Source organism: Pseudomonas sp. D5(2026), assembly GCF_057766845.1.
In genome coordinates this window covers 1,231,742-1,248,444 of the sequence record NZ_CM173421.1, presented here as the reverse complement: position 1 = coordinate 1,248,444, position 16,703 = coordinate 1,231,742, and the positions used below count along the sequence as shown (strand labels likewise).

Here is a 16,703-nt window from a genome sequence, read left to right as displayed (position 1 = left end):
GGGCATGGAAAAGCGTCATGAAGTGCGCCTGGGCGCTCGCTACCTGTTCAATGGTGAACTGATGGAAGTAGTTAGCTTTTACAATGGCTACTTTCAGCTACGAGGCGTCAACCACAAGGGAGTGATAAATCTCCTTGACAGTGAAGTTGATAAGCGCCTGCAACAGGGACAACTGGTCCCTGCTCGCAGTGCCATTTTGAATGAAACCGAAGCACTAAGAATGATCCATCTCGATGCTTCTGAACAACTCAAACTGGACAATATCGCTTACTACATTCGCAAACTACACGAAAAATTTCATGGTTCACTGCCACGTGAGAGCACTCTCGCTGAGTTGCAGAATCTAGCATCAGAACGCGGCGACCCAAAGCCGCCAAAATACACAAAAATATACAATCTGATGAAACGCTACGTAGAGAGCGGTCAGAATATTTTTGCGCTACTAAAGTCACCGCAGAGTAAATGCCAGCGCGCTAAGAGGCTCGAACCAGAGGCCCTCGACATTATGCAAGACTACATAAAAAATTACTATTTGACGCCAACCCGGCTACCAGCCTCCTGCGTCTACCAACTCATGAGAGGCCATATCGAGGTTTTGAATGAAGACCGAACGACGGATCTAGACATTCCTTCCACAGCGACGTTTTACCGCGCAGTGAATGCTATTCCCACATATGTGGCCGATTGCGCACGCCTGGGGAAAAAAGCAGCTGCCAATAAACATAAGTTTGGCACTAGCATTCACTGTTCACGCCGCCTACTCGCAAGAGTTGAGGCCGATACGCAAGAACTAGATGTTGAGCTAGTCGACGACTTTGGCCTGAATATTGGTAGACCCTATCTGACTATGCTCATAGATACCTACTCGGGAGCACTAATTGGTTGGTCGTTGTCGATGACACCGCCCTGCTACGAGAAGACCGCTAGCGCATTGCGCCATGCACTGACTGAACGAGAGGATGGCTCTCCAGCCGGACTACCTGAGGAGTTGGTCGTTGACAACGGTTCCGAATTCTATAACGCCTCCCTTCTAGCAACTGCCCAACGACTTGGCTTCCAAATAAGGTTTTGCTCACGAGGACAACCTGATCAAAAGCCGTTTATTGAGTCATTTTTCAAGACGCTCAACAAACAGCTAATTCATTGCCTAGAGGGAACAACAAAATCAAACCCAACAGAAAAAGGTGACTACAACTCCACAACCGAAGCAACGTTCACGTTGGCAAAACTGCGGAATATTTTTGAAGACTGGGTACACAATTATTATCACAAGCGAAGGCACGGTCAGCGCAGCCTTCCAACGCTAGAGATGTGGAAGCAAAGCATCGATCCGATTAACCCACCAAAGGTCTTCTCGCCGGAAAACGTTTCTTTTCTATGCATGGCAAGCTTCCGCTGCACAATTAACAAAGGACGAGTCAGACATAAAAATTTGGCCTGGACCGGACCCAGCCTCTCACACCTCGCAGAGGTGGTTGGCGCGGGTCAATCTGTAGAGGTTTTGTATGACCGCTCTGACCTCGGCACTGCCTATGTACATGCACCGGGAAGCCACGTTTTCTACACAGCTGACGCAGTCACTGATTATCAATATGGCCTATCGATGTACGAGCACGAACTTGTGCAAGAAAAACTCAAGGCTGAGAAAAAAGCGTATGACGAAACTGACGCAAGAAAAGCCCTGCTCAGAATTCACACAGAAATCAGCAACGGAAAAACACGGAGCGAACGACGCAAACGCCAGCAATTGCAAGACTCGCTAATCCAACAGCGCTCTCTTGATATTACCCACGAATTCTCTCCAGACCATTATCACGAGCTAGAACCCCGGGAAACTGACAATACCCTTATCAAACAAGATATCCGAGGTAACGAAGTCGATGACTCCGAGGAAGACGACTATCAAACCATTCAACTACCCAGGAAGAAACCATGACCAAAACTATTACCGACAAACTATCGCAGTTCGCAGAGTACATTGTCAGCCACCCTGAGTACACCCAAGCGCTTGATTGCATTTATCGTAGCGTAGAAACCACTCAGGTGCGCGGTGAGCCAGCCTCTGCGCTCATCGTTGGAGAGCCTGGTACAGGGAAGTCTACTGTTTGCAAGGTTGCGATGAGCCGTTTCGGTGCAAGAAGCGTCGTTACCGATGAGCATGGAACCAGAGAGATTGTGCCGGCATTCTACTGTTCGCTCAATGCTGGAGCAACCATAAAAACGCTGACTGTCAGCATGCTTGAAAAGCTGGGTTCTACCAATACCTCAGGTAATAACTCGACACTTTTTAACCGTCTTGTTGTTTTGCTAGAAACTTGCCAAACACAACTGATAGTCCTTGACGAATTCGATAATCTGCTCAGAAAAGGTGCTGAAAAATCAAGGGAGCAGGTCTGCGACTGGGTTCGCACTCTCTTGAACGAAACCCTCGTCCCTATAGCTATTGTTGGCATACCACGTTGCGAAGAGATCATCAATGCCCACCCACAACTTTCTCGACGCTATCCTTATCGTCACCAAATGACCGAATTTACCTACTCGACGCTAGATCCAAAATCGGTATTCAGCAAAACCCTCCGCGCACTGGGAAACACCCTGAAAGAGGTTGGCGAGTTCACAAGCTGTATGAACATCTGCGCGGATCAACACCTAAAGGCAATGTACTTGGCCAGCGGCGGAAACATGAATGGGATTAGGCAACTGCTCAGCGATGCCCTTAAAGCCGCTCTCCTACGGGACGATGGATGCTTTACCCATGAAGATCTTGCAAAAGCGGTGGACCTGTCGTTCATCCCAACCGCCAAATGCCCCAATAATCCCTTCCGTTTGCCCCCGGCGTCGCTCGACCGAATCATCGCCGGGAGGATGAGTTAATGAAGCTTTTTTTCCTCGCTCATGGATCTGACGAAGAAAGTCCACGCAATGTCCTGATCCGTACCGCGTTGGCCAATGGGTTCGGCTCAGTCACTGCAATGGCCAGAGCCATGGGCTCCAAGGAGTCTCGACAACCCTTTGCATGGCAAATGCGACACTCGAAACTAGTCACTGAACTCAGCAAAAACACCGCTCTCAATGGGGGGCAATTCCGACGAAGCTTTTATACCCAGAGAGGCCCCACAAGCGAAAGTCCGGTGGAAGTGATGGGACTGCTAGTCCCAGCGGCATCGATCCGTGCCGAAGCCTACTGTTTCTGCCCAGAATGCCTTCGGAACGTTGGTCATCGCGCGATTCAAGACCTCATCTGGCTGGACACCTGCCCCTACCATGAATGTCGATACGAGTTCGCCTGCCCTAACTGCCAGAAGCCGATTCAATGGACCCAGTTGGTGGGTAACCACTGCCGCTGCGGCTTCGATCTCTGCATTAGTCCTACCGCAGCCTCTCAGTCTCATGCCTCCCATCTGGTTCTGGACTTCTTCAGAAGAGGGGACCAGGATGCACTGGACCGTTTTATGTTTGCACTGCGGGCACTTCGCTATGAAGCACACCCCCAGCGCTTGATGATTCTCGAAATGGCGGCACGCGTCGCCAACTGCGATGAGCAAACATTCAATGAGGTGCTCGCTCTCGCAAGCAAAAAGTACCCCTGTTTGCCGGTTCGAGCACTCATGGCGCCTTGGATGACCGCTACTGACGTATGGATCAGAAATCAAATCTCTCGCTTGCTCATTTCCGAAGTCCCCAAGAACGAGCACATTGGTTCATGCCGTTGTTCAGAGCTACAGCTTTATCAAGATGAAATGCTGAAGGCTTTGAATGTATCTACCAAAAATCTCAAGTCACTGCTGTCACGCAATCTGGTTCAGCGAAAGAAGCAACAAGGAGTACGTTGGATCTATTCTGCGATCAACCTGTGCAAATTGTTGGAACCACAGCAGCATGCACCAAATACCGTATCCAGTGTTCCAGAGGCTCTTCATAGTGACGACCACAACGACCTCATCACTATCGAGGAGGCCGCAGTCCGGCTCGGAGTATATCCTGAGGCGGCGCGCAATGCGCTCTCCAATGGGTTTATACAGCCCCATCTAAAGAAAGGTCCACGTGGTAAAATTTTGATCAATGCGGCATCTGTTGCTCAATTTTCGACCGATTTCATATTCATCGGTCAGCTTGCCGATGAGCTGGCACTTCCTCGCACCACGCTCTCTGCCAAGCTGCTTCACCTCGGAGTGCAGCCAGTATCAGGCCCTTTGATCGACGGTGGCCTAGTAACCATCTATCGGCGCACGGATCTTGGTCAGGAACTACTCCTAACGCTCCAAGGCTTGGTTCGTTATAAATCCAAGTCTGGCAGAAAAAGAGCCTCTGCTAGGTGCGGCGCCCCTGAGCCAGACGATTCATGCGTCAGTGCTGTCGCCGCGCGTATGCTGCAAGTGTCCCTGCATGATCTTAAGCACCTACACGACCTTGGCCATCTCACGCGTGTGCAGGGAGCAAAACGGAGATTCACGATGAGTTCGGTCCTCAGCACCAAAGCCCTGCTGGAGAGAATGCTTACGCTAAAAAGCTGTGCAAGAGAACTATCAATGTCACCGCAAACCTTCTCTCGGCGTTTTGTCCAAAGCGGTTTCGTAGAGCACCTGCGCTTGGGTGCCAAGGTCTTTATACCCCAAAACCGACTAACGCAACTGAAAGAACACCGCCTATCGTTCGTTAGCCTCTGCGAGGCAGATGAGATGCTCGACGGCCCCATCGGATATTCGACCAACCTTGTGAGAATGGGAAAAATAAATCCAATATCGCCAGGGGAGCCAGGATATGTCCCGACTGTCCGCCTACTACATCGCAACGAAGTAAATAGGCTAAAATCGTAGGTCAGACGCCGAGCCATCCGACGATGCCGGGGCATACTTTCCCTTGATAATAGTCATTTCACAAATAAGTGATAAAAAATCGCTAAATTTCACACAATAGTGGAAATTGAATTTCGCTCCAAGCGATAAACTCCTCGCCAGCCCTTGATTTTCCTCAGTGACATTTCTCAGTCCAATGAGAATGAGCGCTCATGGCCATGATATAACTAATGTACGGATGCGTTAGAGCATAACCCCGCAATTGCGGGGTTTTTTATGGACGACAACAATGCACACACCAATCCTCCTAGATTACCAAGCAGACCATGGACTTTCCAAGATACGAACATTATATATTAATGGTTATTTATACATATCTTTAGAAGACGTCGTCTTAACGCTTGCCAAGAATAACTCCTCATTGAGTAATGCTCAGAAATCCGGTCTCGGCGCACTTGTAAAGGCCCAGCTGGAAGTTCTTGATAAAGACGAGTACCAACACTTTCCGTCTGAAATAGATCAAAACTCAAGATCTGAAGCTTTCATTACAGAGCCGGGACTCTATAGAATCATTTCTCGAGATAACACACCAGCTAGCAAAAAATTTCAACGCTGGATTTTTCATGAAGTTCTGCCATCAGTTAGAAAACATGGAACTTATCCACCTCCATTGTCTCAAAGCAACTCGGACATAAAGTCTTTAGCACAAGCTTTAGCGCAGCACACCAACTTACTCGTCCAAGAAATTGAAGAGCGCGAGAAGCTGGCAGCAGAAACAAAAATTCGATTTGAGCGAACTGAGAGAAAGCTTCTAGAAATAGATCAAAAGATAGATTCGATAGCCCTCGAACCTGTCGACAGCAACCTAGTCGATATAGACACCTACTGCAACCTCAATCAATTAGAGCTAGATCGTCCTCACTTGGCTGCGATGTGCGCAAAGCTCTGCCTAGAACAAAACATACCTTTCAAAAAAAAAGGTCATGCCACGACACCCAAAGATCATCTTTATCCTGACACCCTTATAGCAGAAGCAATAAAAATTATAGGGATTTAATATGAACCAACTTGTTCAGCAGTCAGAACTCCCCTTCGAGCTTCCATCAGCCTCTTTTGCTGAGGTAAACGGCATACAGATGGGAGTCTTAAACGACACTACTCCCTACCTTACCGAGCGCGGCCTGGCGAGGCTTTGTGGTGTAAACCCCAAAACAATTAGCGATCTCGCCAATAACTGGAGCGAAGAGAGACTTAAACCCCGCGGCAGGCGAATCAAGCAAATACTAACAGATCACAATTTCACATCTGAACGAATAGTAATTAAAACAGAACAAAATGGACAAAAGATAAGCGCCTATCCTGATGCTGTCTGCATGGCAGTACTGGAATATTATGCTTTCGACTCCGACAGTACAGACACACAAACAGCGCAGAATAACTATCGTCTTCTAGCTAGGAAAACTCTCAGAGACTTCATCTATGAGAGCATTGGCTTCTCGCCAGAATCATTGAAACTAAACTCTTGGAAGCACTATCACGACAGAATTCTGTTGAACAAGCTTCCTGCAGGATATTTTAGCGTATTTCGAGAAATCGCCGACATCGTAGTCTCGGCGATTGAGTCAGGACTTATAATTGACTCTCATACAGTACCAGATATCAGTGTCGGGCAAATGTGGTCGAACTACTGGAAGAAGAACAATCTTAGCGACAAACATGGGGAGCGGTTAAAGCACCCACATGAATATCCAGATTATTTCCCTCAGGCCGCTGCGAACACGGAGGCCAATATCTATCCACTCAGCGCTTTAGGGGATTTCAGGATATGGTTAGAGGGCACGTATTTACCTAAAAACTTCCCCTCGTACCTTCAGAAAAAAATAGCCCAAGGTCTAATTCCACAAGCTACAGCCGGCGCACTCCTACTATCGCTAAAAAAAGAATAACCATATCTGCCCGCTGGAGGCAAGCTTCGCCGGGCAGCCCTTATACTCTTGAACTAGCCATCTGAAGCTTCAGCCATACACAGCCAAGAGAACGTTATCAGCTCGCCTCCTTCTAGAAAATTATTCTGCCCTTCAACAATATCGAAGAGGCTAATACCTTTGTCTGGATTCAAGAATGTGACATCCACGAAGTATTTTACCTTCTGAAGTAGCAATAATTGGATAACCAAAAAAGCAACTACCGTCCAGCCCGATAGTGTTTGCGATACAATCTTCAAGGGCGGCAGAAGCAGCAGGTTTGCCGTTTGCTCCTCGGGTGAATTCCACTGTATTCATATAGGCATCCAGGTTAAAGGGATAGTGGCGCACAGCGCTTCACGAAATCATGTAGCAGAGTATACAAGCATTGCCATACTAGATGGATATCCTAACCCAACGTGCTTGGCTGCCTCCAATCAGTAGAGGCTCAAGGATGTGTAAGACGCGCCTTAGAGATCACGCACCCCAAGACACTATGAGATCGAACCTAGACGACGCCGGGCTTTCTTTGAAAGCGGCGGTTACCCTTCAGTCCCTTTACATTTAACTGGGACGGCTCACCATCGCGAGGAATTCTCCTCGGTGACTAACCGAATCGGTCCCGCGTTCAGCATCACCCCAAGCATCCGCTAATGCCACACTGGTCCGCCCCCCTTGTAACCTCTGCTGAAAGGCCTTCGATGTAACGGATGCACCAAGGCAAGCCATCTTAACTTAGCCCTAGTGCAGCCCAATCTCAGCCCTAGTCCACTTGCTAAATGCCAATCAACCACAGACAATTTTCCGTGGTCCGATATAGGCACCACTACATTCTGGCTGACATTTGGGTACTTCTTCAATAGCTTGAAGTTCAGAGAATTCCTACAAGAAAGATTTTGCTTCTGACTCCGGTATAAGGTTAGGTTACAAACGGCGCCTAAGAAACGCCTTCACACAGCGGTCCGCCCGCTCCCGACAGATGCGGCTATTTTGTGCCTGTGGTCTAATACTGCGCGCATGAAACACTCTGTTACGTCGGGAGTGGGCTAATACAAGACCCGTGAGGGAAATATGTCCGGCCTGCTGTGTGAGGTTTCTTAGCTCCCGACACCCAGCCCTGAGAAAGCTGACAACAGACTGAGGTTATGGATATGCCTATCAAAGCATGCATTCGTAGGCCGTTCGCACATGCGTCCCGCCTGTCGAGTTACCCCAAGACCACGAGGGCCAGTCATGACTGACCTTCACACCCCCACCCTCTTCACACGCCACAACCGCCCTCTCCACACTCTATGGCTCGAATCCCAAGCCTGGTTCTGCGCCCACGAACTCGGCCGGCTGAGCGGTCACTTCTTCGACGAACACTGCATGCGCAAGCTTGACCCGGATCAGTACCGCACGGTGCAACTGCTGCGCTATGGCAAGTACCAGGAGACCACCATGGTCAGTGAGTCCGGGGCCTATACCTTGCTGGCGCATCACCATGTACCGGAGAACCGCCATTTGCGCCGGTGGCTGACACATGAAGTGGTAGCGGTACTGCGTGATATTCAGGCAGATGGGGTGGACGATGCGCCGAGGCTGGGGCAGATGTGCTGGCCTGGTGGACGCAGCGCTACGTTGTTGTATTGGCAGAGTGAGCCTTGGGTGAAGATGCGGGATATGCCGGTGGTGCTGGCCGGGGAAGTGGAGCTGCAGGGGCCGGCTGAGAAACGCAAATTGAGCTGGCGTGAGTGCGCGCAGCGGGCGCTGCGGATGCATGGGGTTTAGCGGGCATTGTATTGCCTGTGCTGGCCTCTTCGCGGGTGAACCCGCTCCTACAGAGATCGCAGTTTGCCGGGATTACCCGGCAAGCTGGTCTGCCTGACTTGGCAATGAGCCCTCTGGGCTGATGGGGGACCTGTGCGGGTTCATCGAGGCGTTGAACCGCCGCGAACACCGGCGAAGCCGGTGCCATACACCGAGTTGGATTCTTCGCGGGCATGCCCGCTCCCACAGAAGTAGAGCTCTAGCTTTGAGGCGGTGATTTACCTTGAGATTGCGACCTGGGACCGCCAAATCCTTGAAGCCTACTCAAGTCGCTCAGCAGCCTTTTTGTAAGCTTGGTCTCTTTCACGACGATCGACAGCGACGACAAAAACCACGATCTCTTGGTCAATGACCTGATAAACCAGCCTGTACCCACTGCTGCGAAGCTTTATCTTGTAGCAATCCGGCAGCGAGTGAAGGCGGTTTGCCTCGATTCGAGGGTTCAGCAGGACCTCTGCCAGTTTCTTCTTGAACTGCTGACGCACGGTATCGCCCAGCTTCTTCCACTCTTTCAATGCGCGGGCATCGAAGTCGAGGCTATAGGTCATCCAGCTGGACCCTCACGCGCTGCGGAGAAGCAAGCCGCTCTTGTGCAGTGGCAATGAGGTCTTCATCTTCCTCGGTCATCAGGACCGGCCGAAAGGGTAGCTTGCCCCGCTCAGCTACATATTGCAGGGCCTGGCGCATGAGTTCGGAGGGGGTGACACCGAGGCGATCGAGCTCTTTGTAGGCGCGGGCTTTGAGATCATCGTCGACGCGGATATTGATAGAAGCCATGACATAGCCCTCATGTAAAGACGATTGTCATTACAATGCACTGATCTTGGCTATTCTGCAATGGCAGTTTGTCTGCCGGAAGTGACCACAGCGCCATTCCCTTCAAATGAAGAGGCCTCGCCCCTGCCGACAGGAGGGGTACGGCACCAGCAAGGATGCCGGGACTGGACATGCCAGTCTAAGTGGTCAAGGGCGAGGCCAGATCTGAAGATAGCGCAGGCTCGGGGATGGGACCACCACTGATCCGATTTGATTTGTAACCCTGTCCCCGGTTTGCGGTGCGAGGCAGCCGATGGGGTGGATGGCATGGGCTTTACCCGTGTTCGCGGGCAAGCCCGCTCCTACCAGTAGATCGTGTACGGGCGTGGCATGGAGCAAGACAGTTGTAGTATGTCTGCAACGCGTTCAGGGTAGAGCCTCTGCAGCTCAGTTTTGGCGTCCAGGACCCTATTTGCTCTGCGATCAGCCGTTGACAGCCCACTTCCCCCCTGCTAATAATCGCCCATAGTTGTACGACAACACATAACAAAAACAACAATCCGTGGACGAACCCATGTCGACACCCATCCCGCTGCACCCACGCCTGTTGCACACCCCTCTTCCCCCGGCCAGCTCGCGTACCCCAGCCAGTACGTAGCGCCCGGTTACCGCGCATTCACCCCTGGCCCTGACCGGCCCGTTATCTACCCGCCCCTACCGCAGGCCGCTTGCGCGTGCCCGGTGGACGGACTGCCACACCCTTAGGGAGCACAACAATAATGAAAATCTGCCACACCCTGCCCTTCGCCCTGCTTGGCGCCGGGGTTATCGCCGGCCTGCCGGGCACCAGCCTGGCTGCGGGATTTGTCGAAGACAGCAAGGCCACCCTCGGGTTGCGCAACTTCTACATCAACCGCAACTTCACCAACCCCAGCAACCCGCAAAGCAAGGCCGAGGAGTGGACGCAAAGCTTCATTCTCGATGCCCGCTCGGGGTTCACCGAAGGGCCCATCGGCTTTGGCGTTGATGTGCTGGGGATGTGGTCGGTCAAGCTCGACGGTGGTGGCGGCACTTATGGTACGGCGTTGCTGCCTCGCCATGACGATGGCCGGCCAGCCGACGATTACGGGCGCCTGGCAGTGGCGGGCAAGGCGCGTATTTCCAAGACCGAACTGAAGATCGGTGAATGGATGCCGGTGCTGCCGATTCTGCGTTCGGACGACGGGCGTTCGTTGCCGCAAACATTTCGTGGCGGGCAGGTGACCTCCAACGAAATCGCCGGGCTGACCCTGTACGGCGGCCAGTTCCGCGGCAACAGCCCGCGTAACGACGCGAGCATGGAAGACATGAGCTACGGCGGCGGCGTGTCGGACCGCTTCAACTTCGTCGGCGGCGAGTACAAGTTCAACCAGGACCGCACGCTGGTGGGGCTTTGGAATGCGGTGCTGAAGGACGTGTACCAGCAGCAATACCTGCAACTGAGCCACAGCCAGCCGGTGGGTGACTGGACCCTGGGTGCGAACCTGGGCTACTTCCATGGCGACGAGGACGGCTCCGAGCGCGCCGGGCAGCTGGACAACAAGACCTACTCGGGGATGTTCTCGGCCAAGTACGGCGGCAGCACCTTCTGGGTGGGGCTGCAGAAAGTCGATGGTGATACCTGGATGCGGGTGAACGGCACCAGTGGCGGGACCTTGGCCAACGATAGTTACAACTCCAGCTTCGACAATGCCAACGAGCGTTCGTGGCAGGTGCGCCATGACTTCAACTTCGTCACCGTCGGGGTACCGGGGTTGACCCTGATGAACCGCTACATCAGCGGGCGCGATGTGCACAGCGGGGGCGTGACCGATGGCAAGGAGTGGGTGCGTGAAACGGAGCTTGCGTATGTGATCCAGAGCGGGGCGTTCAAGGATTTGAGCGTGAAATGGCGTAACTCGTCGATTCGCCGGGATTACAGCAATAACGAGTTCGATGAGAACCGGTTGATCTTCAACTATCCATTGTCGCTGCTCTGATCAAGACCTGCGGGTTTACCCGCGAATACGGTGGCGATGGAAACGGTGAACGACAGGTGGAGATTGGCCAGCAGGGCCGGCCCTTTCGCGGGTAAACCCGCTCCTACAACGGCCTGCGCCCAACCACCGACCTGTGTCCACCATTGATCAGGTGTAGGAGCGGGTTTACCCGCGAATACGGTGGTGGCGGCAATGGTGAACGACGGATGGAGATTGGCCAGCAGGGCCGGCCCTTTCGCGGGTAAACCCGCTCCTACAACGGCCTGTGCCCAACCACCGACCTGTGTCCAACATTGATCAGGTGTAGGAGCGGGTTTACCCGCGAATACGGTGGTGGCGGCAACGGTGAACGACGGGTAGAGATTGGCCAGCAGGGCCAGCCCTTTCGCGGGTAAACCCGCTCCTACAACGGCCTGTGCCCAACCACCGACCTGTGTCCAACATTGATCAGGTGTAGGAGCGGGTTTACCCGCGAATACGGTGGTGGCGGCAACGGTGAACGACGGGTGGAGATTGGCCAGCAGGGCCGGCCTCTTCGCGGGTAAACCCGCTCCTAAGGGCGACCGCGCAGGCCTTTCGTATTTTTACACGCGAAAAGGCCGGCAAAAGCCGCCCAAGCCTCATTGACAACACACAGAACCACCGCCAATAATCAGCCAAGTCATACGACAACCTACAACAATTAACAACAAGAGCTGGCCATGACCACTACTCCCTTCAATCGCCTGCTGCTCACCGGAGCCGCAGGCGGCCTGGGCAAGGTCCTTCGCGAACGCCTGCAAGGCTACGCCGAGGTCCTGCGCCTGTCTGATATCAGCCCCATGGCCCCGGCCGCGGGCCCGCATGAAGAAGTCATTACCTGCGACCTGGCCGACAAGGCTGCGGTGCATGCCCTGGTCGAGGGCGTAGACGCCATCCTCCACTTCGGCGGGGTTTCTACCGAGCACGCCTTCGAAGAGATTCTCGGCCCGAATATCTGCGGCGTGTTCCACGTGTACGAGGCGGCGCGCAAGCATGGGGTCAAGCGCATCATCTTCGCCAGCTCCAACCACACCATCGGTTTCTATCGCCAGGATGAGCGCATCGACGCTCACGCGCCGCGCCGTCCCGACAGCTATTACGGGCTGTCCAAGTGCTACGGCGAAGATGTGGCCAGCTTCTATTTTGACCGCTACGGCATCGAGACCGTCAGCATTCGCATCGGCTCGTCGTTCCCGCAGCCACAGAACCCGCGCATGCTCTGCACTTGGCTGAGCTACGACGACCTGGTGCAGTTGATCGAACGCGGGCTGTCCACCCCCGGCGTTGGTCACACCATTGTCTATGGCGCGTCCGACAATCGCACCGTGTGGTGGGACAACCGCCATGCCGCGCACCTGGGCTATGTACCCAAGGACAGCTCCGAAACCTTCCGCGCTGCCGTGGAGGCCCAACCGGCCCCTGCCGCCGATGACCCGAGCATGGTCTACCAAGGCGGCGCTTTCGCCGTGGCCGGCCCGTTCAACTGACCCCAAGCCAAGAGGCACGGCATGAACTGCGAACTAATCGTCGACGCCCGCAACGGTACCGGCGAAAGCCCTGTGTGGCACCCCGGTGAACAGGCCTTGTACTGGGTAGACATTCCCGCTCGCCAGTTGCATCGCTGGCAAGCGGCCGATGGCAAACACCAGTGCTGGCAGGGCGACGAGATGCTGGCCTGTATAGCCCGCAGCGGTCAGGGTTGGGTTGCGGGCATGGAAAGCGGCATCTTTCAGCTCCAGGCCATGGCGGACGGCAGCCTGGACAGCCGGCTGCTCAGCAACGTGCAGCACGCTCAGGCCGGCATGCGCTTCAACGATGGCCGCTGCGACCGTCAGGGCCGCTTCTGGGCCGGGACCATGCTGCTGGACATGCAGCAAGGTGCCCACGTGGGCGCGCTGTACCGGCTGGACGGCGAAGGCCAGCTGCACCTGCAGCAGGACGGCATGATCGTGCCCAACGGCCTGGCCTTCAGCCCCGACGGCATGCGCATGTACCTGTCCGACTCGCACCCGAACGTGCAGAAGGTGTGGGCTTTCGACTACGACATCGACAGCGGCACACCGCACAACAAACGGCTGTTCATCGACATGCGCGACTACCCCGGCCGCCCGGATGGTGCCGCCATCGACCAGGACGGCTGCTACTGGATCTGCGGCAACGACGCCGGGCAGATCCACCGTTTCACCCCCGAAGGTCGCCTCGACCGATCGCTCCGCGTGCCGGTGAAAAAGCCGGCAATGTGTGCCTTTGGCGGCGCCAGCCTGGACATTCTGTACGTTACCTCGATCCGCCCCATGGGCATCGACCTCAGCGACCAGCCCCTGGCTGGCGGGGTATTTGCCCTCGACCCTGGCACCAAGGGCCTGGAGGAACCTGCCTACCGGGGCTGACGCCCCCTAGCCATACCCACACTTGTACCCACGAAACCAGATAATAAAAACCACGGAGTTTCATCATGACGTTCAAACTCAAGCTGCTCCTTGCCGTACTCCCGTTCGCCTTCAGCGTGGCCATGCCTGCTTCGGCGCTGGACATCAAGTTCGCCGAAATTCACCCGGCCGGGTACCCGACCGTGGTGGCGGAACAGAACATGGGTAAAAAGCTGGAAGACGCCAGCAATGGCGAAATCACCTTCAAGATGTTCGCCGGCGGCGTTCTGGGTTCTGAAAAGGAAGTGATCGAACAGGCACAGATCGGTGCCGTGCAAATGACCCGTGTCAGCTTAGGGATAGTCGGCCCGGTGGTGCCGGATGTGAACGTGTTCAACATGCCGTTCGTGTTCCGCGACCATGATCACATGCGCAAGATCATCGACGGCGAGATCGGCCAGGAAATTCTCGACAAGATCACCAATTCCGATTTCAACCTGGTAGCCCTGGCCTGGATGGATGGGGGCTCGCGCAGCATCTACACGAAAAAGCCGGTACGCAGCCTGGAAGACCTCAAGGGCATGAAGATTCGCGTACAGGGCAACCCGCTGTTCATCGACATGATGAACGCCATGGGCGGCAACGGCATCGCCATGGACACCGGGGAAATCTTCAGTGCCCTGCAGACTGGCGTGATCGATGGTGCCGAGAACAACCCGCCCACGCTACTTGAGCACAACCACTTCCAGAGCGCCAAGTACTACACCCTCACTGGCCACCTGATCCTCCCGGAGCCGGTTGTGATGTCCAAGACCACCTGGAACAAGCTCAGCCCCGAGCAGCAGGCGCTGGTGAAGAAGGTGGCGCGTGAAGCACAGATGGAAGAGCGCGCGCTGTGGGATGCCAAGACCGCCGCCAGCGAAGAGAAGCTCAAGGCCGCCGGTGTCGAGTTCATTACCGTCGACAAGAAGCCGTTCTACGACGCCACCGCTTCGGTACGCGAAAAATACGGCGCGCAGTACGCCGACCTGATGAAACGTATCAACGCTGTCCAGTAACCGCGCCCCTTCCCGAACGACCTCGGCAGCGCGGCGCCCGCCGCATTGCCGCTTTGGTGATGCCCATGAAAAACCTGTTCCTGCGTGTGAACGACACGCTGTACTGCACCTGCACCTGGGTTGCCGGCCTGTCGATCCTGACCATGTCACTGATCATTCCGTGGGGCATCTTCGCCCGCTACGTGCTCGGCACCGGCGCCAGCTGGCCGGAGCCAGTAGCCATCCTGCTGATGGTGGTGTTCACCTTCGTCGGCGCCGCCGCAAGCTACCGGGCCGGGGCACACATGGCGGTGACGATGATCACCGACCGCCTGCCACCGCTGCAGCGCAGCCTGGCCGCGCTACTGGTGCAAGTGTTGATGATTCTGGTGTGCGTGTTCATGACCTACTACGGCACCAAGCTGTGCATCACCACCTGGAACCAGTTTCTGGCGTCACTGCCGGGGGTGCGGGTGGGCATGACCTATGCGCCGATCCCGATCGGTGGCGTGCTGACCCTGGTCTTTGTGCTGGAAAGGCTCCTGCTGGGCGATCAGAGCCACCGCAAGGTAGTGCGCTTCGACCACCTGGAAGAAAACGAAGGAGCAGCATAAATGGATGCGTTCATTCTGTTGGGCAGCTTCATTGCCCTTATTCTGCTGGGCATGCCAGTGGCCTACGCCCTGGGCCTGTCGGCGTTGATTGGCGCCTGGTGGATCGACATCCCGCTGCAGGCGATGATGATCCAGGTGGCCAGTGGGGTTAACAAATTCTCGCTGCTGGCGATTCCGTTCTTCGTGCTGGCCGGTGCGATCATGGCCGAAGGCGGAATGTCACGGCGACTGGTGGCGTTTGCCGGGGTACTGGTGGGCTTCGTGCGTGGCGGGCTGTCGCTGGTCAACATCATGGCCTCGACCTTCTTCGGCGCAATCTCCGGCTCGTCGGTGGCGGACACCGCGTCGGTGGGTTCGGTGCTGATCCCGGAGATGGAGCGCAAAGGCTACCCGCGCGAGTTCTCCACCGCCGTGACCGTCAGCGGCTCGGTACAGGCGCTGCTGACTCCGCCCAGCCACAACTCGGTGCTGTACTCGCTGGCGGCGGGCGGTACGGTTTCCATTGGCTCGCTGTTCATGGCAGGTGTGATGCCCGGGTTGCTGCTGAGCGCCGTGATGATGGGCCTGTGCCTGATCTTTGCCAAGAAGCGCAACTACCCCAAGGGTGAAGTGATCCCGATGCGCCAGGCGTTGAAGATAGCCGGCGAAGCGCTGTGGGGCCTGATGGCCATGGTGATCATTCTGGGCGGCATTCTGTCGGGCATGTTCACCGCGACCGAATCGGCAGCAGTGGCGGTGGTGTGGTCGTTCTTCGTGACCATGTTCATCTACCGCGACTACAAGTGGCGCGACCTGCCCAAGCTGATGCACCGCACGGTACGGACCATCTCGATCGTGATGATCCTCATCGGCTTTGCTGCCAGTTTTGGTTACGTGATGACGCTGATGCAGATCCCGTCAAAGATCACCACGGCGTTTCTGACCCTCTCGGACAACCGCTATGTGGTCCTGATGTGCATCAACTTCATGCTGTTGCTGCTGGGCACGGTGATGGACATGGCGCCGCTGATCCTGATTCTTACGCCGATCCTGTTGCCGGTGATCACCGGTATCGGCGTGGACCCGGTGCACTTTGGCATGATCATGCTGGTGAACCTGGGCATCGGGCTGATCACACCGCCGGTGGGCGCCGTGCTGTTCGTCGGCTCAGCCATCGGCAAGGTGAGCATCGAGTCGACGATCAAGGCAATGCTGCCGTTCTACCTGGCGCTGTTCATGGTGCTGATGGCGGTGACCTACATTCCGGCCATCTCGCTGTGGCTGCCCAGTGTGGTGCTGTAAATAAAACCGGGGCTGCGATGGGCTGCAAAGCAGCCCCC

At 55.1% G+C, this 16,703-nt stretch carries 14 protein-coding genes; 12 read left to right on the top strand and 2 right to left on the bottom strand.

Annotation, left to right across the window (positions count from 1 at the left end):
* The first annotated feature begins 4 nt into the window (after positions 1-4).
* The 6 genes from AC3B5Q_RS05745 to AC3B5Q_RS05720 all read left to right on the top strand — a co-directional run bounded on the left by AC3B5Q_RS05745 (position 5) and on the right by AC3B5Q_RS05720 (position 8,530).
* Positions 5-1,936, top strand: a complete 1,932-nt coding sequence (locus AC3B5Q_RS05745; RefSeq protein WP_488392891.1) for a TnsB C-terminal domain-containing protein — start codon at positions 5-7, stop codon at positions 1,934-1,936.
* Entirely contained in the window at positions 1,933-2,874 is a 942-nt protein-coding gene (locus AC3B5Q_RS05740) for a TniB family NTP-binding protein (RefSeq protein ID WP_488392890.1), read from the top strand. Before AC3B5Q_RS05745 ends, AC3B5Q_RS05740 begins: the two co-directional genes overlap by 4 nt.
* Complete coding sequence (locus AC3B5Q_RS05735) at positions 2,874-4,817, top strand: TniQ family protein (RefSeq protein WP_488392888.1); 1,944 nt, start codon at positions 2,874-2,876, stop codon at positions 4,815-4,817. The genes AC3B5Q_RS05740 and AC3B5Q_RS05735 overlap by 1 nt, the downstream gene beginning before the upstream one ends.
* A 268-nt stretch (positions 4,818-5,085) precedes the next feature.
* Positions 5,086-5,853, top strand: a complete 768-nt coding sequence (locus AC3B5Q_RS05730) for a BRO-N domain-containing protein (RefSeq protein WP_323601620.1) — start codon at positions 5,086-5,088, stop codon at positions 5,851-5,853.
* Position 5,854: 1 nt separating this feature from the next.
* The gene (locus AC3B5Q_RS05725; RefSeq protein ID WP_076402658.1) at positions 5,855-6,742 is read left to right on the top strand and encodes a BstA C-terminal domain-containing protein; all 888 of its coding nucleotides are present in this window, start codon (positions 5,855-5,857) and stop codon (positions 6,740-6,742) included.
* Positions 6,743-7,993: 1,251 nt separating this feature from the next.
* Positions 7,994-8,530, top strand: coding sequence for a BRO-N domain-containing protein (locus AC3B5Q_RS05720; protein ID WP_323601618.1), 537 nt, complete (start codon positions 7,994-7,996; stop codon positions 8,528-8,530).
* 299 nt (positions 8,531-8,829) lie between these two features.
* Here AC3B5Q_RS05720 and AC3B5Q_RS05715 read toward each other — a convergent pair whose 3' ends face one another.
* On the bottom strand, positions 8,830-9,117 hold the full coding sequence (locus tag AC3B5Q_RS05715) for a type II toxin-antitoxin system RelE family toxin (RefSeq protein WP_103463480.1): 288 nt from the start codon (positions 9,115-9,117) through the stop codon (positions 8,830-8,832).
* On the bottom strand, positions 9,107-9,346 hold the full coding sequence (locus AC3B5Q_RS05710) for a type II toxin-antitoxin system RelB/DinJ family antitoxin (RefSeq protein ID WP_103463479.1): 240 nt from the start codon (positions 9,344-9,346) through the stop codon (positions 9,107-9,109). Before AC3B5Q_RS05710 ends, AC3B5Q_RS05715 begins: the two co-directional genes overlap by 11 nt.
* 758 nt (positions 9,347-10,104) lie before the next feature.
* On the opposite strand from AC3B5Q_RS05710, the gene AC3B5Q_RS05705 reads away from it, so the two are divergent.
* The 6 genes from AC3B5Q_RS05705 (at position 10,105) to AC3B5Q_RS05680 (ending at position 16,665) form a co-directional block, all read left to right on the top strand.
* Positions 10,105-11,343, top strand: a complete 1,239-nt coding sequence (locus AC3B5Q_RS05705) for an OprD family porin (RefSeq protein ID WP_021784481.1) — start codon at positions 10,105-10,107, stop codon at positions 11,341-11,343.
* A 701-nt stretch (positions 11,344-12,044) separates the two neighbouring features.
* Positions 12,045-12,851, top strand: a complete 807-nt coding sequence (locus AC3B5Q_RS05700) for an NAD-dependent epimerase/dehydratase family protein (RefSeq protein WP_021784480.1) — start codon at positions 12,045-12,047, stop codon at positions 12,849-12,851.
* Positions 12,852-12,872: 21 nt separating this feature from the next.
* On the top strand, positions 12,873-13,754 hold the full coding sequence (locus AC3B5Q_RS05695) for a glucurono-1,5-lactonase (RefSeq protein ID WP_021784479.1): 882 nt from the start codon (positions 12,873-12,875) through the stop codon (positions 13,752-13,754).
* Between the two features lie 65 nt (positions 13,755-13,819).
* Positions 13,820-14,791 (top strand): TRAP transporter substrate-binding protein, encoded by a 972-nt coding sequence (locus tag AC3B5Q_RS05690; RefSeq protein ID WP_103444807.1) that lies wholly within the window; start codon positions 13,820-13,822, stop codon positions 14,789-14,791.
* A 65-nt stretch (positions 14,792-14,856) separates the two neighbouring features.
* Positions 14,857-15,384, top strand: a complete 528-nt coding sequence (locus AC3B5Q_RS05685) for a TRAP transporter small permease (RefSeq protein ID WP_021784477.1) — start codon at positions 14,857-14,859, stop codon at positions 15,382-15,384.
* Positions 15,385-16,665, top strand: a complete 1,281-nt coding sequence (locus AC3B5Q_RS05680; RefSeq protein ID WP_021784476.1) for a TRAP transporter large permease — start codon at positions 15,385-15,387, stop codon at positions 16,663-16,665.
* Positions 16,666-16,703: the final 38 nt, after the last annotated feature.

Excerpts from the sequence above, each read along its gene's own strand:
- AC3B5Q_RS05745 (WP_488392891.1), top strand. The coding sequence starts at position 5 with ATGGAAAAGCGTCATGAAGTGCGCCTGGGCGCTCGCTACCTGTTCAAT.
- AC3B5Q_RS05740 (WP_488392890.1), top strand. The coding sequence starts at position 1,933 with ATGACCAAAACTATTACCGACAAACTATCGCAGTTCGCAGAGTACATT.
- AC3B5Q_RS05735 (WP_488392888.1), top strand. The coding sequence starts at position 2,874 with ATGAAGCTTTTTTTCCTCGCTCATGGATCTGACGAAGAAAGTCCACGC.
- AC3B5Q_RS05730 (WP_323601620.1), top strand. The coding sequence starts at position 5,086 with ATGCACACACCAATCCTCCTAGATTACCAAGCAGACCATGGACTTTCC.
- AC3B5Q_RS05725 (WP_076402658.1), top strand. The coding sequence starts at position 5,855 with ATGAACCAACTTGTTCAGCAGTCAGAACTCCCCTTCGAGCTTCCATCA.
- AC3B5Q_RS05720 (WP_323601618.1), top strand. The coding sequence starts at position 7,994 with ATGACTGACCTTCACACCCCCACCCTCTTCACACGCCACAACCGCCCT.
- AC3B5Q_RS05715 (WP_103463480.1), bottom strand. The coding sequence starts at position 9,117 with ATGACCTATAGCCTCGACTTCGATGCCCGCGCATTGAAAGAGTGGAAG.
- AC3B5Q_RS05710 (WP_103463479.1), bottom strand. The coding sequence starts at position 9,346 with ATGGCTTCTATCAATATCCGCGTCGACGATGATCTCAAAGCCCGCGCC.
- AC3B5Q_RS05705 (WP_021784481.1), top strand. The coding sequence starts at position 10,105 with ATGAAAATCTGCCACACCCTGCCCTTCGCCCTGCTTGGCGCCGGGGTT.
- AC3B5Q_RS05700 (WP_021784480.1), top strand. The coding sequence starts at position 12,045 with ATGACCACTACTCCCTTCAATCGCCTGCTGCTCACCGGAGCCGCAGGC.
- AC3B5Q_RS05695 (WP_021784479.1), top strand. The coding sequence starts at position 12,873 with ATGAACTGCGAACTAATCGTCGACGCCCGCAACGGTACCGGCGAAAGC.
- AC3B5Q_RS05690 (WP_103444807.1), top strand. The coding sequence starts at position 13,820 with ATGACGTTCAAACTCAAGCTGCTCCTTGCCGTACTCCCGTTCGCCTTC.
- AC3B5Q_RS05685 (WP_021784477.1), top strand. The coding sequence starts at position 14,857 with ATGAAAAACCTGTTCCTGCGTGTGAACGACACGCTGTACTGCACCTGC.
- AC3B5Q_RS05680 (WP_021784476.1), top strand. The coding sequence starts at position 15,385 with ATGGATGCGTTCATTCTGTTGGGCAGCTTCATTGCCCTTATTCTGCTG.